The organism is Eubacterium sp. AB3007, from assembly GCF_000688015.1.
Classification (GTDB): domain Bacteria; phylum Bacillota; class Clostridia; order Peptostreptococcales; family Anaerovoracaceae; genus Aminicella.
Genome location: NZ_JIAD01000001.1, coordinates 227,415 through 243,419, shown reverse-complemented (window position 1 = coordinate 243,419; position 16,005 = coordinate 227,415). Strand labels below are relative to the sequence as shown.

Below are 16,005 nucleotides of genomic sequence, written 5' to 3'. Positions count from 1 at the left end.
TCCTACATCAATGACAGGTTTTTCGCTACCTGAAACAGAAACCTCTGTTTCCACAGTTTCCAGATCTTGGTGGTGTACCCATAATTCGATTTCTTCTCTGCCACGTTCAGCAACACTGCCTCCCGGTAATTCTCCGGAACCACACTGAGTGCCTCTCTGATGGCTCTCACCCTGGATTCCAGTATCACCTTCTCAATCGCGCTCCGCTCGGTTGTGCTATCACCCTGATAGGGGCGCTTTCCGTCGCTAACGTAAAATGATCGGGATACCTCATCCCTCGGTTCTGCCTCCAGTTCATCCAGCCTGTGTTCCATCCTCTTCAGGTCTCTCACCGCCCAAATCGACTGGTAATACACGGCATCCGGCATCACATATTCTCTTTGTCTGGTTTGTTGCCATTCCCTCATGACCAATCCTCCTTTCCTTTTTGATATCCGGGATACCAATATCCCATCAATGTGCCAGAAAGTCAATCTGTTGGTTATGTTTACGTTAAATTAAGGAGCATTTATGTTATATGACGCGCATTTCTCGTTTATGACCTGCGAGGTTTGTGGCTGTTCATTCCCGGCATATTATGATAAAATAAGAAAAAACCTAAGCGAAGGGAGGCACAAGTCATGAAGAAAACGATCCGTATATGTGTTGCCGATCCTGCCGGAAACATCACCATCTTCGTATATGACAGGTTTCCCCGGGAGCAGTACCAGCAGGTAGCCACCCAGCTGCTGGCCCACCGGGAACTGGCTGCAGAACAGGTGGCTTTTGTGGAGGATTCAGTCACCATGTGCATGTGCGGCATGGAGTTCTGCGGAAACGCCTCCCGGACCTTTGCTCTCCTCTCGGCCCGCAAGCAGGGGATCCAGGGATCTGCCCACATACAGGTCAATGTCAGCGGCATGGAGGAACCTGCAGAGGTGGATGTGGATACCAGCAGCAACTATGCGAGGATCCGTATGCCTCTTCCTGTCTCTGTGACATCTTATACCGATACGGCTATTCCAGAGACAGAGGGTGGGACCCTGGTCGATCTGGACGGCATCGTGCATCTGGTGCTCCATGACGCAGCGGCTGACAGGGCTTTGTTCGACAGGATCCGGGAAGACTTCTACACCAGAGACGATCCGCCGGCCTTCGGCGTCATGTTCGTAGATGACAGTAAACACTCCACCACGCCCTATGTTTACGTGCGAGATGTGGATTCCACTTATCTGGAGGGAAGCTGCGGATCCGGGGCAACAGCCGTTGCCATCGCCTGCACAGAGAGGTTCACGGATGGAGAATACACAGATCACATCCAGATGCCGGCGGGCACCCTCACCACTACGGTCACAAAAAAAGACGGCCATGTGCATGCCGTCTACATAGATAGTACCGTTTCGATTTCTCCGGATATGGAGATCGAAATCGACCTTTGAAGAAAAGGGGCTCTCGGCCCCTTTTCCTATTCTCTGTGGTTCACTGCCGTTCCCAGACCGATGGTGGCCTTCTCCAGTTCCTGGACCACGTTGTTGATCCGCGTCAGTTTCTCCTCGGACATCTTCTTCTCCATAGCCATGTCTGCGTTGCTGAGGATGTTGGCCAGTTCCTCCCGGATCTCGGCGATCTTCAGGCGGACCTTGGTCACGTCCTCATCCTGGGCGCCTGCGGCCACAGCTTCCTCCATGTTCACAACAGAGACCTCTTCCATGTCCAGTTCAAACTCGGAATTGCCCAGCACCACGATGGGGCTGTATCCCAGTTTTTCGTTAACGATCTTGGCGAAGTCCCACTTGGACTGTTCCTCTCCATGGACCAGGAAGATCTGTTTTGGCGGGATCTGGAAACCTCCCAGCCACGCCAGCAGTCCGTTCTGATCCGCGTGTCCAGAGAATCCCTGCAGGTTATAGATCTCCGCAGCCACGTGGACTTCCTCGCCGAACAGGGTCACGTCCTTGGCACCGTCAAGCAGCATACGGCCCATGGTGCCCTCCCCCTGGTATCCCACAAACACAATGCTGTTGCGAGCATCCCACAGGTTATGCTTCAGGTGGTGGCGGATCCGGCCGGCTTCGCACATGCCGCTGGCGGAAATGATGATCTTGGGCGAGGTGTCGAAGTTCAGCTGCTGAGACTCCTCCGTGCTCCTGGTGAACTTAAGGTTCTTGAAGTCCAGAGGGTTGTCGCCTTTCAGGATGTAGGCCTTGGTCTCCTCATCGAACACCTGCGCGTTGTTGCGGAATACCTCCGTGGCGGTGGTCGCCATGGGACTGTCTACGAACACGTTGATATTGCTAAGTTCCTTCCTGTATTCTGGGCTTGTCTCCTCGTAGAAGCGATTCAGCTCATAGATCAGTTCCTGTGTCCTGCCCACAGCAAAGGCTGGGATCACCACAGTGCCACCGCGCTTGGTAGTCTTCAGGATGATCTCCATCAGTTGATCGATGCTGGTGGAGTTGTCCGGATGGTTGCGGTTTCCGTAGGTGGTCTCCATGATGACGCAATCGGCTTTCTTGATGATAGTCGGGTCTCTCAGGATCGGACGATCCATGACACCCAGATCTCCCGAGAAGACGATCTTGCTCTCCTTGCCATTTTCCTTTACCCACAGTTCTGTGATGGCGGAGCCAAGGATGTGGCCGGCATCGTTGAAGACGATCTTCATGTCCTCGTTCAGTTCGATCTGCTGATCATAGAGGATGGGCTTCACGTATTCCAGAGAGCGCTTGGCGTCCTCGGTGGTGTAGAGAGGATCCACCGGCTCCTTGCCTGCGCGAAGATTGCGCTTGGTCTGCCACATGGCATCCTGCTCATGGATGTGCGCACTGTCCAGGAGCATGACCTCCAACAGGTCTGCCGTGGCATCTGTGCAGTAGATCTTCCCCCGAAAGCCCCGCTTGACCAGAAGCGGGATCCTGCCGCAGTGATCGATGTGCGCGTGGCTCAGGATCATGCATTCCACTTCCGCCGGGTCGAAGGGAAATGGATCAAAATTCAATCTCTCCTGTGCCTTGCCTCCCTGGAACTGCCCACAGTCTAGCAGTACGTTGTGATTCTCCGTCATGAGCAGGTGACAGGAGCCGGTCACGCCTGTCGTTGCTCCGCAAAACATTATCCTCATATGCTACCTCCTGCTGCTTACTGAAGCTCCAGCGACCATAGATCGGTCTCCCCCGTGGATACCACGTTGGCACCGGCCTCGATGGCTGCCTTCACCTCTTCCTCTGTCTCAGCCAGACCGCCCGCGATCAAAGGCACATCCACAAGATTCGAAAACTCAGCGATCTTCTTGGTGACGATGGCCGGCATGATCTCCACGATATCCGGCTTGGCAATGCGGATGGAATCCAGGGATGTTCCCACCGAGTGGGAGTCTACCATGAAGAACCGCTGCACGGTCACCAGACCCAGGTCCTTTGCGATGCGCACCAGATTGGTACGGGTGGTGCAGATTCCGTCAACGCCCAGGCGTTTCAGATACTGCAGTCCGGCTTTGTCCTTGCCGAGCCCCTCCGCGAAGTCTACGTGCACAAAAGCCTTCTTTCCAGCCGCATGAATCTCCCGGATGGAAGGTTGCAGTGTCATGATATTGGTGTGGAGCAGAAAGATCATGTCCACCTTGGACCGCAGCGCCTTGCTGAAGTCCCTCTCTGTTCGGATCGCTGCAGCGATCTTGTTTCCCATAAATTCGAGTTCCGCCATTCTCCCTATCTCCTTTCTGCGTAACTGACAACTTACTCACTCAAATTCCGGTCCATGATAGTCCGAACCTTCTGTCACATGCAAGTGGTATTTCTCCGCGAATTTCACGAGCCTGATCCCCTGTTCATGTGTCGCCGAGGGATGGAAGCACTCCAGCCCCTTCAGTCCCGCCTTCTTGAGGGCACGGAGGATCCCATCCAGGTTCTCGTAGAACTCCTCTGAATCCGGTTCCCCGATCCCCTTGATCTTCAACGGGTGTGCCAGGGACGGGATCCCGCCGGCTTCCCGAAGCAACTTGACCGCTTCTATGGAATCAAAGGGTTCCTTCCGTACCGCCTCTGCCTCCGGTGAACCCAATAAGTCCTTGCTCTGGAAGGCATCTGCCGGTTTCTCTACCAGGCCCATCTTCTGGAAGGCCAACGCAAAATTCGGTTTTCCCACATAGGTCTGCCCCGGTCTCTGAAGCAGATCCTCGTAGGTTATGTCAATGCCCTTATCCTGAAAGACCTTCAGGAGCTTCTGGTTCCGCTCGACCCTGGCAGCCAGGATCTTCTCCAGTTTCTCGTTCAGGGCTTTGTTCTCGATGTCGATATAGTAGCCGAGGATATGCAGTTTGGTGCGGCCCTCGAACAGGGTTGAGAGCTCGATCCCCGAAATCACCTGCACCCCCAGCGCCTCACCTGCGATCTGCGCTTCCTTGACTCCGCCGATACCGTCATGGTCTGTCAGCGCGATCAGGCTGTACTCCTCCGCGTGATATTTCTTGACAAGATCTACCGGACGCATCGTACCATCCGAAAAGGTAGAATGCATGTGCAGATCCATCTTAAGTCCCATACCTTCTGTCCTCCTGATAAACAAAGCAGGGATAGGCCAGGGCCTATCCCATCTCTCGTCAATATCTCTTACTCAACGATCTCACAGATGCATCCGCCGCCCATGGCTGCCGCGTTCGCCTCGTCGGTATCCACATGGACCTCTGCCACATAGCTGTCCTTCACTCTACATACGACGTCGTCGTAGATGGTGGTTCTCTCCTCAGTCTCGATCTTGATCTTGATCAGGTCGCCGTTCTTGACGCCGGCTTCCTCTGCCTGATCAGGTCTGAAGTGGGCGTGTCTCTTGGCAACGATCACACCGTACTCCAAGTCGACTTCACCCTTAGGTCCGATGATCTTGCATCCCGGGGAACCGGCCACATCGCCCGACTCTCTGATCGGAGCCTGGATGCCGATCTGTCTGCAGTCGGTCAGAGAAAGCTCAAGCTGCGTATCCGGCCTCACCGGTCCCAGCACGCGGACACCCTTGAATGTGGTCTTGGGTCCGACGATGTCGACTCTCTCCTCGGAAGCGAACTGTCCCGGCTGTACCAGATTCTTCTTGACGGTCAGCTCGTAGCCCTTTCCGAACAGTGTATCCAGATCCTCCTGGTCGAGATGAATGTGTTTGTTGGAAGCGTTGCACTCCAGTTTGTAGCCCATGATTCTATACCTCTCTTTTCATAAAATAATATATATGGGGGATGTGCCCCTATTTACAGACAGCACAACACAGCCTCCCCGACGGGAGACCGGCACTTCTGTCTATAGATCGCCTGGCTCCAGGTAACTAATGTACGGGAGGTTTCTGTATCTCTGATCATAATCCAGCCCGTACCCGATGATGAACAGGTCTTCCACCTCATAGCCGATGTAGTCCGGCTTCAGATCCACTCTGCGTCTGGATGGCTTGTCCAGCATGGTGCAGATCTTAACATCCTTGGGATTCCGATCCTCCAGGTATTTCTTCAGATAACTCAGCGTCACACCGGTATCTACGATATCCTCAACGATGATGATGTTCCGATTGTAGATATCCATGTCGATATCCTTGGTGATGGTCACCACACCGGAGGTGGTGGTGCCGGAACCATAGCTGGAGGCTGCCACAAAATCGATCTTGGTGTCCAGATCAATGTACTTCATGAGCTCAGCCATCCACATGATCGCGCCCTTCAATGTGCCAAGGAGGATCACTTCCTCTCCGGCATAGTCCTTGGTGATCTGCTTCCCCAGCTCCTTCGCCTTCTTCTGGATGTCCTTGTCTGTGTAAAGGATCTTACCCTTGATATCTTTCTCTGCCATGTTCTAGTCCTCTCTATGATCTTCCTCAGGGTGGGATGCGGACGCATCGTCCTCTACAGTAAATTCTACACCATCCACTATATCTTTGTCACTAAATTTTTTTGACAAATCTTCTTTTTTCTCGCCCTTCCAGTAAACGTCCAGTTCGTCCCTCAGGTGAATGATCACGAAGAGGAACAAAACCAGGTCGTCAAAGGGGAAGACGGGCACAAAGTCAAAGGGCACCAGGATATAGATCGCGCAGGCAACCACCAGGATCTTCTTGCGAAGTGGCACCGTCTTGTCCCGCAGGAAATGCGGGATGACCTTGAGTCTGTTGAACAGCACGCGCAAACCGATAAAATTCATAACCTCAATCCTCCAGGATCTCTTGGATGACGGTCAGCAGTTCCTCCTGCCCCGTCTTCTTCAGAGCAGATACCGGGATCACCACATCCTCTGGTCCCAGCTTCAGTGACTTTCGGATCATGGCGATATTCCTGTTCAATTGGTTCTTCGACAGCTTGTCCGCCTTGGTGGCTACTACGATCCCGTCCAGCCCGTAGTGACGGAGATACTCGTACATCTGCAGGTCCTGTTTGGAGGGCTCATGCCGTACATCTACCAGTTGGACCACCTTCCGCAGCCCCTGTCTGCCCTGCAGGTACTTATCCATCATCGGACCCCAGTCTGCGGACATGGACTTGGAGACCTTGGCGTACCCGTAGCCAGGGAGATCAACGATGCGAAAGGCATCGTTGATCAGGTAGAAATTGATGGTTCTGGTCTTTCCAGGGGAACCCGACACCTTGGCCAGTTTCTTCCGTCCGGTGAGCAGGTTCAGCAGGGAGGATTTCCCTACGTTGGAGCGCCCCGCAAAGGCAATCTCCACCATATCATCCGGCGGATACTGGGCGGGTTTGACGGCTACCGCCACGATCTCTGATTTCTTGATTTTCATGCTACTCCTATCTGATGAGCGCCTCATCCAGCGCGTCGTCCACGCAGTCAATGAGAACGAACTCCATCTCTTTCCTGACGACTGCCGGAACATCCTCCAGATCCTTGCCGTTGTCTCTGGGGAGCAGGACCTTCTTGATCCCGGCTCTGTGGGCGGCCAGCACTTTCTCCCGGATGCCGCCTACCGGCAGGACCTTTCCGCGCAGGGTGATCTCTCCGGTCATTGCCACATCTCTGTGTACCGGGGACTGAGTGAGCGCCGATACCACAGCGGTGCACATGGTGACACCTGCAGAGGGTCCATCCTTGGGAACCGCCCCTTCCGGTATGTGGATGTAAAGATCGAAATTCTTGTGGAAGTCCTCTGGTAAACTGTACTTCTCCGCTACCGTGCGGATATAGCTCACGCCTACCTTGGCCGATTCCTGCATCACATCGCCCAGCTGTCCGGTGAGAGCCAGCTTGCCGTTTCCGGGTACCATAGCGGACTCGATCTTCAGCGTGTCGCCTCCTACGATGGTCCATGCCAGCCCTGTGGTAACACCGATGGGATCGGTATCCTCTACCACATCGTAGTGGAAGGTATGCTTGCCCAGGTATTTCTCCAGGTTTCTGGGGGTGATGCTGCAGCTCTTGTTTCGCTCGTTCACCACCTTCCGGGCTACCTTCCGGCACAGACTGCCGATCTCTCTCTCCAGATTACGAACACCGGATTCTCTGGTGTAATAGTTGATCAGATCCCGCAGTGCGTTCTCCGAGATGCGAATATTGTCTTTCTTCAGGCCGTTCTCCTTCACCTGTTTTGGAATCAGGTACTGCTGCGCGATCCTAAGCTTGTCTTCCTCTGTATAGCCCGGCACCTCGATGATCTCCATTCTGTCCAACAGCGGCCGCGGAATGGTGTCCGTGGTATTAGCTGTGGTGATGAACATCACCTTGGACAGGTCAAAGGGGATCTCAAGGAAATGATCCGTAAAGGTGTTGTTCTGCTCTGGATCCAGTACCTCCAGCAGTGCGGAGGCGGGGTCTCCCTTGAAGTCCGCACCGATCTTGTCCACTTCATCGAAGAGGAAGAGCGGATTGTTGGTACCTACGTCCTTGATCCCGTTGATCACTCTTCCGGGGATCGCTCCGATGTAGGTGCGTCTGTGCCCGCGGATCTCGGCCTCATCCCGTACACCGCCCAGGGACATACGGATGAACTCTCTTCCGGTAGCTCTGGCGATAGACCTGGCAATGGAGGTTTTTCCTACACCCGGAGGCCCGACCAGGCAGAGGATCGGTCCCTTGATCGCCTTGGACAGGTGCACGACAGCCAGATACTCCAGCACTCTCTCCTTGACTTTTTTCATACCGTAGTGATCCTCGTCCAGGATCTTCTCCGCCTTCTTCAGGTTGGTGTTCACCCTGGAGGCTTTCCGCCAGGGAAGTTCCAGAATGGTCTCCACATAATTGCGGATGACAGAACTCTCTGCAGAAGAAGGCATCATCTTGGCAAACTTGCTGATCTCCTTGCGGATCTTCTCGTCTACCTTCTTGTCCAGCTTCAGCTCGTCCAGCTTGTCCATCCACTCGGCAGCTTCCACGCCGGCATCTTCCTCGACGCCCAGCTCTGTCTGGATCGCCTTCATCTTCTCACGCAGGTAGTACTCCCGCTGTCCGTTGTCGATGTTGTCTTTTACCTTCTTGGAAAGCTCCCTCTCCATGACGGCGATCTCGTTCTCCTCGACCACCATGTTCAGAAGGATCTTCAGTCTGGCGGAGAAATCAAGTTCCTCCAGTACCTTCTGTTTCCGGTCGGCGGTGACCACCATCTCGCTGGCCAGCTTGTCCACCAGCACCAGCGGCTCCTTGATGGCAAGGATCTTGTCAACTACCTCATCGCTGATCTGGGTGGTCAGTGCGGCATACTCCACAAATGCGTCCATGATCAGCCGAAGAGTGGCTTTGTCCTCCACTGTCATACTCTCTTCGGTCACATTCTCCTCGAACCTGTGGATCACTCCCGAAATGTAACTGGTCTCCGGCAGCGCCTCCTGAATGGTGGCCCGGCAGATACCCTCTACCAGCACGCGGACCGCGTCTCCCTGGATCTTCAGCATCTGCTTGACCCGGACCACGGCACCTACCTTGTACATGTCATCCACGGTAGGGATCAGGATGTTATCGTCCACCTGGGTCGCCACGTACATGAGCTTGTTGCCGCTCATAGCACGTTCCAACGCGCGAATGGATTTCTCTCTGCCGATATCAAAGTGAACTACTGTGTTCGGAAAGATGGATACCCCCCGCAGCGCGACGCAGGGAAGGATTTCCAGTTCCGACTCCATTTCCGACTCTGCGGCGAACATGGTTTTCGGTTCTTCCACATCAAATATCCTATCATCCGTCTGCATGTTTTTGCTCATAGATTACTCCTTTTGATGTTCTCTGTATGTAAGGTGCCCGCTATTTCAGCACCAGTTCGGGCTTTTGCCCATCTACGATGGTCTCCCGCGTCACGATGCACTTCTGGATGTCATCTCTGGAAGGGATCTCGTACATGATGTCCAGCATTGCCTTCTCGAATATGCTCCGAAGTCCCCTGGCCCCTGTCTTTCTTTCCAGCGCCAGGTGGGCGATGGCCTTCACCGCCTCCTCCTGGATCTCCAGCTCTACATCGTCGATGTCGAACAGTTTGGTGTATTGCTTCACCAAAGAGTTCTTGGGTTCCTTCAGGATGCGCACTAGCGCCTCCTCGTCCAGCTCGTCCAGGGAAACGATCACCGGCAGTCTTCCGATGAACTCCGGGATCAGACCGAACTTCAGCAGGTCCTCTGGCTCGATCTTGGACAGCAGGTTATGCTCCTCCTCCGCCGAGATCTTCACATCGGAGTTGAAGCCGATGACCTTGTTGCCCAGCCGCTTCTTGATGATCTTTTCCAATCCGTCAAACGCGCCTCCGCAGATGAAGAGGATGTTGCTGGTATCGATCTGGATAAACTCCTGATGGGGGTGCTTGCGGCCGCCTTGGGGCGGTACGTTGGCAACAGTGCCCTCCAGGATCTTCAGGAGTGCCTGCTGAACGCCCTCTCCGCTGACATCTCTGGTGATGGACGGGTTCTCGCTGCGCCGGGAGATCTTGTCGATCTCGTCCACGTAGATGATGCCTCTCTGGGCCTTCTCTACGTCAAAATCCGCCGCCTGCAAGAGCCGAAGCAGGATGTTCTCCACGTCCTCACCGACATAGCCCGCCTCTGTCAACGCCGTCGCATCGGCGATGGCAAAGGGAACCCGCAGGATCTTTGCAAGCGTCTGGGCCAGCAGGGTCTTTCCGGAACCGGTGGGCCCAATCATGACGATATTACTCTTCTGGAGTTCTACCTCGTCACGTTCTGCCTTCCCCAAATTATTGATTCTCTTATAATGGTTGTAGACCGCCACAGCCAGCGCTTTCTTGGCACGATCCTGCCCGATCACGTAATCAGACAGCGTGTCATAGATCTCAGCAGGCTTCTTTAGTCCGCCGGAGCTCTTGCATGGCAGGCTCTCCTGGGGATAGTCTGCCTGAACCAGCAGATTCCCGAAGAGCTCCACGCATTCATCACAGATGAATATGTCCGAGTTCGGTCCTGCGATCAGCTTTCGCACCTGGCTCTGCGGTTTTCCACAGAACGAGCAACAAAGCTCATTTTCTTCGTAATATCTGTTGTCTGCCATTGTTTACCCCTGTCTGGAAGCGATGACCGTATCGATGAGTCCATACTCCCGTGCTTCCTCTGCTCCCATGAAATTATCTCTGTCTGTATCTTTCTCTATGACGCTCAGGTCCTGCCCGGTATGCTCACTCAGCAGCCTGTTCAATTTCTCCTTGGTTTTGGCCAGCCAGGCAGCATGGATCGCGATATCCGATGCCTGCCCTCTGGTACCGCCAAGAGGTTGATGGATCATGATCTCCGCATTGGGAAGCGCGTAACGTTTCCCCTTGGCCCCTGCGGAAAGCAGGAAGGCGCCCATGCTGGCAGCCATGCCGACACAGATGGTGGAAACGTCTGGTTTGATGTAGTTCATGGTATCGTAGATCGCCATACCGGCCGTCACCGATCCACCGGGGCTGTTAATATAGATACTGATATCCTTATCGGGATCCTCCGCCTCCAGAAACAGAAGCTGCGCGGTCACCAGACTCGCCACCTGGTCGTTGATCTCCTCTCCCAGGATGATGATCCTGTCCTTCAACAATCTGGAGAAAATGTCATAGGAACGCTCCCCCATGCCAGTCTGTTCAATTACATAAGGCACTAATGCCATACTAACCCTCCCTTAAAAAATTGCCGGGCATGAATCGATCATACCCGGACCTGTCTGTCTTGTAATAGATCCTGTGGGGACAGACGATGCCTGCCTTCCTCTTGATCAATCACGTTTACTTACTCTTCCTCTGCTGCCTCTTCCGGCTTCTCGACCTCCTCGGTCTCCGGAGCAAGCGCTGATACCTTGCTGATCTTGGCATTGTCATACAGCATATCGATGACCTTGGTGGTCAGGATGTCCTTCTTGAACATCTCCATGCTACCAGCCAGCGCACTCTTCACGTTGTCCAGCTCCATGCCATAGGCATCTGCCAGCTTCTGCATTTCAGCGTCGATATCTTCCTCGGTAACCTCCATGTTCTCAGCGGCTGCGATGGAACGCAGGACGATTCTGGTCGCTGCTCTCTTCTCTGCATCCTCTCTCACGTCCTCACGGAAGCCAGCCATATCCTTGCCTGTGAACTGCAGATACTGCTCGAAGGACAGTCCCTGCATTCTCATATTCTGGTCCAGCTCGTTGGCCATGTTATCGATCTCTTCCTCGACCAGCGTGGCGGGTACTTCCACGTCGTTCGCCTCGGTGACCTTGTTGACCAGCGCATCCTTGGCTGCATTGACAGAGGTCTCGTCCTTGGTCTTCAGGATGTCTTCTCTTGTCTTCTCTTTCAGTTCTTCCAGAGTGTCATACTCACTGACGTCCATGGCGAAATCATCGTCCAGTTCCGGCAGCTGTTCTTCCTTGACCTCGTGGATCTCACAGTGGAACACGGCGTCCTTGCCCGCCAGATCAGCAGCGTGGTACTCCTCCGGGAAAGTGACCTTCACGTCCACCTTGTCTCCGGCCTTGGCGCCGACAAGCTGCTCCTCAAATCCGGGGATGAAGGAACCGGAACCCAGTTTCAGTTCCTGTCTCTCAGCGGTGCCGCCCTCGAACTGCTCTTCACCGACAAAACCGGCATAATCCAGAATCACGGTGTCATCGTTCTGCGCCTCTCTGTCAACAGAAACCATACGGGCGTTTCTCTTCTGGAGAGACTCCAGATGGTTGTCGATCTCAGAATCCATGACGACGGACTCATACTGGTCCACCTCAACGCCCATGTAGTCCTTCACGTCTACGATCGGGAAGAGCTTGACGGTCATGGTCATGGTCATCGGCTTGCCGTGTCCGATCTCGCTGAAATCCGCATCCGGGCTATCTATCACATCAAGTCCCAATTCCTCGATAGCGCCTACATAGTGATCTCTGAACATGTTGTTGATGGCATCTTCAAAGAAGATCCCCTCACCGTAGTGCTTCTCGATGATGCTCCTGGGAGCCTTTCCTTTTCTGAAACCGTTGATCCGGAACTCCCCGCGGCTCTTCTTGTAGGCAGCATCGACAGCCGCGTCAAACTCCTCCGCGGTGAACTCCATAGCAAACTTAGCTTCGTTATTTTCCTTTGAGACAAGTGTTGTTTTCATCAGTATATATCCTCCTAATATTGCAATCCCTCTTACTGCGGCAATAGAAAACCGCACATGAGCCACATTATTATACACTCATTTGCGGTCAAAGTAAACATAAATACTATCAATTTCACCGTTTCAACACAGTTTTTTTGGTTTATAAGGTAAAAAACTCACCTTATGAGGGCAAATCCCCTCTGAAACTTGCTAATATCGCAGGGTCTCAGGTCAAATTTGCCTGCTATCTCCTCTCCGATCTGTCTCAGGATCTTCTCTTCTCCACAGATCAGTTCGATCTCCATCTCCTGGATGATCGCCTGGTTCACGCCTTCGATGGTCTCCTCGCTGAAGCCCGGGATGGTGGACTTGTTGGCACCCACGATGATCTCCCCCAGGTCAGCAGACAGCATACAGCGGGTCTCTCCTTCCCGCAGCTCTACTTCCAAGCGCATGAAATCCATGGTCATCAAAGGGATCAGCGCATGCTCCTCCACAATCGGGCCAATCATCTCCCAGATATCATCTCCCTTCAGGAGGGCCATGTCCGGCGTGCTCCCATCGGCCGGCATGGGGATGTTCTTCTCCCCTCTGCGGTGCATCCCATGCTCACTGCCGCCACCCCACTTGACAGTGGCTACCTGCTGATCACCTTCCTTGCGCACACGGAAGGCGATGTGTTGCTTGGTCAACGCGTGCTCCCTGGTATCGTAATACACTGCGTGCATGGGGATCTTTCGCACCTCACGCCCCTCTGCGCGCGTGACTACCGCCTGTTCCCGAAAGATCTCCGGCACCTTCCTCCGGTCATCGATCAGGTATTTCAGTTCAACTTCCATGCTCTACTCCCTTCCGTCACTGTCGCCCGAACGTTCCCGGTGCTTCTGTATGGCCTCAAGATCCTTGAACATCACCTCGTTCAGAAGTTCTCTGCGCGCCGGGATCTCTTCCTTTCCGGAAACAGCCGTCAGCTGCAGGACCCAGACACGGCTGCTCAGTCCCCGCTGACTCAATTCCGCGCCGATGATCCGTTTCATCCCTTCCAGGATAGGGTTCAGTCGCTCCTCGTCGCCGAACACGTAGACACGGGCCACTGCGCCGCTTCGGATCCGCTTGACCTCTACGGCATTGCCCAGGTGGTAATTGCCGCTGACCGCCTCCAGGATCACATCAGCGATGCTCTTCTCCATCTGTCTGGTCTCTTCTCTTCGGACGATCATCCAGAAAGACACAGTAGCCGCCGTGGCCAGTGCGATCTGGAGCGTCTCGCCCAGGACCCCTTCGGTGGCCATATACATGATCCAACCCAGCGGGAAACAGGCCCATTTCAGTATTCTGAGAACCTTGTATGCGTTGTTCACTCTTGCTCCTTTCCTCTATGCTTTCCCTCCGCTGCGGGGGCGATCCTGTCCAGCTCCCGTGCGGCGTGCGTCAGACAATCCACCAGATACTGGTTTTCCTCCCGGCTGCGAACCCCCACTCTATAGAAATAACCTGACAGAGCAGAAAGTCCGGGGATCCCGGTGACCTCCTTCAGACGGATCCCAAATCCATCCAGATAGAGCCTCAGATCCCATGGACTTCGCAGCATCAGGAACGAAGCCCGGGAAGGATATACACGCAGCCCTGCCGCCAGCAGACCAGCGGTGATCCGCTCCCTCTCCATGGCGATATAGACCCGCGTGCTGTCGGAGATCTCCGTGCTTCCAAGCGCGGCGATTCCCGCGCAGAAGGCAGGTACCGAAAGACTGCGGTCTCCCGTTCTATCCCGCAGGCAAAAAGCATCCTCTGTGTTTCCACAGATGGCATAGCCCAGCCTGATCCCTGCCATAGCATAAGAAGCACTGAATGACTTGAGAACGAATACATCGTTCATCCCGACCGCCGAAGGGAGCAGCGAGAACTTCTCCTGGTCCATGACCATGTCCATAAGACACTCATCGAGCACCACTCGGGTCCCGGTCTTCTGACAGGTGTAGAGAAGATCCGCCAGCAACTCTCTGGTCATCAAAGTCCCGGTCGGATCCGACGGATTGGCCAGAAAAATCATGTCATACGAATGCTCCCATATCATGCTCCGCAGAGAGTCGTCCGGTTGGAACCCGCCAGATTCCGAAAGCACATACTCTGTTACTTCACACCCATATTGTTTCAGCGCCTTCTCATAGAGCGTCCATGTGGGTACGACCACCAGCGCACGCCGGGGACGAAAAGCGAAGATGATCCTGTACACCATGCTCGCCGTCCCCCCACTTACACAGATGTGCTCCGCAGGAATATGGAGAGACCGGGAGAGTGCCTCTCCCAGTCTTTCTTCCAAATCCTCCGGGAGCATATCGCTGTGATCCGCAGCCTCCCGAATCGCGCATCGAACCTCCGGGGGCATTCCCTCTGGGCTCACGCCTGTGAAATCGTAAATCTTTCCTGCTCCCATGATTCCAGTCTACTTGATCTCGTGGATCCAGCCTTCCGGAGCTTCCACGGTTCCCATCTGAATCCCTGTGAGCGTCTCGTAGAGCTTGCGGATGGTGGGCCCCATCTCCTCCATGCCTGTCGGGAACTCGATCACACCACCGTCGTAGGTGATCTTCCCCACCGGGGAGATCACGGCAGCGGTCCCGCACAGACCACACTCTGCAAACTCGGAGACCTCTTCGAAAGGTACGGTCCTGTGTTCCACTTCCATGCCCAGATACTTCTCAGCGACCACCATCAGCGAACGCCGGGTAACGGAAGGCAGGATGGTATCAGACTTTGGTGTAACGAACTTGCCATCCTTGGTGATGAATATGATGTTGGCTCCGCTGGCCTCCTCTACGTTGGTCCTGGTGGCAGGATCCAGATAGAGGTTGTCCGCATAGCCAGCTGCATGGGCATCCTGTCCTTCGCGAATACTCATGGCGTAGTTCAGGCCGGCCTTGATGTCACCGGTACCTCTCGGAGCAGTTCTGTCACGCTCGGAGATACGGATGTTGATGGGCTTGGCCCCTTCCTTGAAATACGGTCCTACCGGCATAGCGATCAGGCGGAACTCGTACTCCGGTGCAGGAGCGACACCGATCTGCGGGCCACTTCCATATATAAACGGACGGAGGTAGAGTGTCGCACCGGACCCAAAGGGAGGCACATACTCCTTGTTGGCTGCGACCACCTTGTCCACAGCGTCCATAAACATCTCCACCGGCACCTCCGGAATCACCAGACGGCGGGCGGAATCGATGAGTCTCTGAGCGTTCAACTCCGGGCGAAAGGTGACGATCCTGCCGTCCTCGGTGGTGTATGCTTTCAGACCTTCGAATACGGTCTGCGCGTACTGCAACACGCCGGCACACTCGGTAATGTGAACGACAGGATCTGTGATCAGTTGTCCCTCGCTCCACTTTCCATCCTTGTAGGTTGCAACGTAACGATAGTCTGTCGGTGTGTATCCAAATCCCAAACTACCCCAATCGATATCTTTTGCCATATCAGCTTCTCCTTTCCTGTAATAGTTATGTTATAACACAAAAAACGTAATTTGTATA

At 54.3% G+C, this 16,005-nt stretch carries 17 protein-coding genes; 1 reads left to right on the top strand and 16 read right to left on the bottom strand.

Going from position 1 to position 16,005, the window contains the following annotated elements:
* Positions 1-2 precede the first annotated feature (2 nt).
* The gene (locus tag P156_RS0101155) at positions 3-407 is read right to left on the bottom strand and encodes a hypothetical protein (RefSeq protein ID WP_027868581.1); all 405 of its coding nucleotides are present in this window, start codon (positions 405-407) and stop codon (positions 3-5) included.
* A 213-nt stretch (positions 408-620) separates the two neighbouring features.
* On the opposite strand from P156_RS0101155, the gene P156_RS0101150 reads away from it, so the two are divergent.
* Positions 621-1,418 (top strand): hypothetical protein, encoded by a 798-nt coding sequence (locus P156_RS0101150; protein ID WP_027868580.1) that lies wholly within the window; start codon positions 621-623, stop codon positions 1,416-1,418.
* Positions 1,419-1,444: 26 nt separating this feature from the next.
* On the opposite strand, the gene P156_RS0101145 is transcribed toward P156_RS0101150, so the two are convergent.
* The 15 genes from P156_RS0101145 to P156_RS0101075 form a co-directional block, all read right to left on the bottom strand.
* Positions 1,445-3,100, bottom strand: coding sequence for an MBL fold metallo-hydrolase RNA specificity domain-containing protein (locus P156_RS0101145; protein ID WP_027868579.1), 1,656 nt, complete (start codon positions 3,098-3,100; stop codon positions 1,445-1,447).
* A 17-nt stretch (positions 3,101-3,117) separates the two neighbouring features.
* Positions 3,118-3,681 (bottom strand): glycerol-3-phosphate responsive antiterminator, encoded by a 564-nt coding sequence (locus tag P156_RS0101140; RefSeq protein ID WP_027868578.1) that lies wholly within the window; start codon positions 3,679-3,681, stop codon positions 3,118-3,120.
* 36 nt (positions 3,682-3,717) lie between these two features.
* On the bottom strand, positions 3,718-4,518 hold the full coding sequence (locus P156_RS11055) for a PHP domain-containing protein (RefSeq protein WP_051600479.1): 801 nt from the start codon (positions 4,516-4,518) through the stop codon (positions 3,718-3,720).
* A gap of 68 nt (positions 4,519-4,586) precedes the next feature.
* Complete coding sequence (gene pduL, locus P156_RS0101130) at positions 4,587-5,162, bottom strand: phosphate propanoyltransferase (RefSeq protein WP_027868577.1); 576 nt, start codon at positions 5,160-5,162, stop codon at positions 4,587-4,589.
* 102 nt (positions 5,163-5,264) lie between these two features.
* A complete protein-coding gene (gene hpt, locus P156_RS0101125) occupies positions 5,265-5,804 on the bottom strand; it encodes a hypoxanthine phosphoribosyltransferase (RefSeq protein ID WP_034802013.1) in 540 nt (179 codons plus the stop codon).
* A 3-nt stretch (positions 5,805-5,807) separates the two neighbouring features.
* A complete protein-coding gene (locus P156_RS0101120; RefSeq protein ID WP_027868575.1) occupies positions 5,808-6,152 on the bottom strand; it encodes a hypothetical protein in 345 nt (114 codons plus the stop codon).
* 4 nt (positions 6,153-6,156) lie between these two features.
* Positions 6,157-6,744: a ribosome biogenesis GTP-binding protein YihA/YsxC gene (yihA, locus tag P156_RS0101115; RefSeq protein ID WP_027868574.1), complete on the bottom strand. Its 588-nt coding sequence runs from the start codon at positions 6,742-6,744 to the stop codon at positions 6,157-6,159.
* 7 nt (positions 6,745-6,751) lie between these two features.
* Positions 6,752-9,151 carry an endopeptidase La gene (gene lon / locus P156_RS0101110; protein ID WP_242838678.1) on the bottom strand — a complete coding sequence of 800 codons (2,400 nt, stop codon included), beginning with the start codon at positions 9,149-9,151 and terminating at the stop codon, positions 6,752-6,754.
* A 40-nt stretch (positions 9,152-9,191) separates the two neighbouring features.
* Positions 9,192-10,442, bottom strand: a complete 1,251-nt coding sequence (gene clpX / locus P156_RS0101105) for an ATP-dependent Clp protease ATP-binding subunit ClpX (protein WP_027868572.1) — start codon at positions 10,440-10,442, stop codon at positions 9,192-9,194.
* A gap of 3 nt (positions 10,443-10,445) precedes the next feature.
* Positions 10,446-11,033 carry an ATP-dependent Clp endopeptidase proteolytic subunit ClpP gene (gene clpP, locus P156_RS0101100; RefSeq protein ID WP_027868571.1) on the bottom strand — a complete coding sequence of 196 codons (588 nt, stop codon included), beginning with the start codon at positions 11,031-11,033 and terminating at the stop codon, positions 10,446-10,448.
* A gap of 119 nt (positions 11,034-11,152) precedes the next feature.
* Positions 11,153-12,499, bottom strand: a complete 1,347-nt coding sequence (gene tig, locus P156_RS0101095) for a trigger factor (protein ID WP_027868570.1) — start codon at positions 12,497-12,499, stop codon at positions 11,153-11,155.
* A gap of 158 nt (positions 12,500-12,657) precedes the next feature.
* Complete coding sequence (locus P156_RS0101090) at positions 12,658-13,320, bottom strand: CYTH domain-containing protein (protein WP_027868569.1); 663 nt, start codon at positions 13,318-13,320, stop codon at positions 12,658-12,660.
* Between the two features lie 3 nt (positions 13,321-13,323).
* Positions 13,324-13,842 carry a hypothetical protein gene (locus P156_RS0101085; protein WP_027868568.1) on the bottom strand — a complete coding sequence of 173 codons (519 nt, stop codon included), beginning with the start codon at positions 13,840-13,842 and terminating at the stop codon, positions 13,324-13,326.
* Complete coding sequence (locus P156_RS0101080) at positions 13,839-14,915, bottom strand: histidinol-phosphate transaminase (RefSeq protein WP_027868567.1); 1,077 nt, start codon at positions 14,913-14,915, stop codon at positions 13,839-13,841. The genes P156_RS0101085 and P156_RS0101080 overlap by 4 nt, the downstream gene beginning before the upstream one ends.
* A 9-nt stretch (positions 14,916-14,924) precedes the next feature.
* Positions 14,925-15,947, bottom strand: coding sequence for a branched-chain amino acid aminotransferase (locus P156_RS0101075; RefSeq protein ID WP_027868566.1), 1,023 nt, complete (start codon positions 15,945-15,947; stop codon positions 14,925-14,927).
* Between the last annotated feature and the right edge of the window lie 58 nt (positions 15,948-16,005).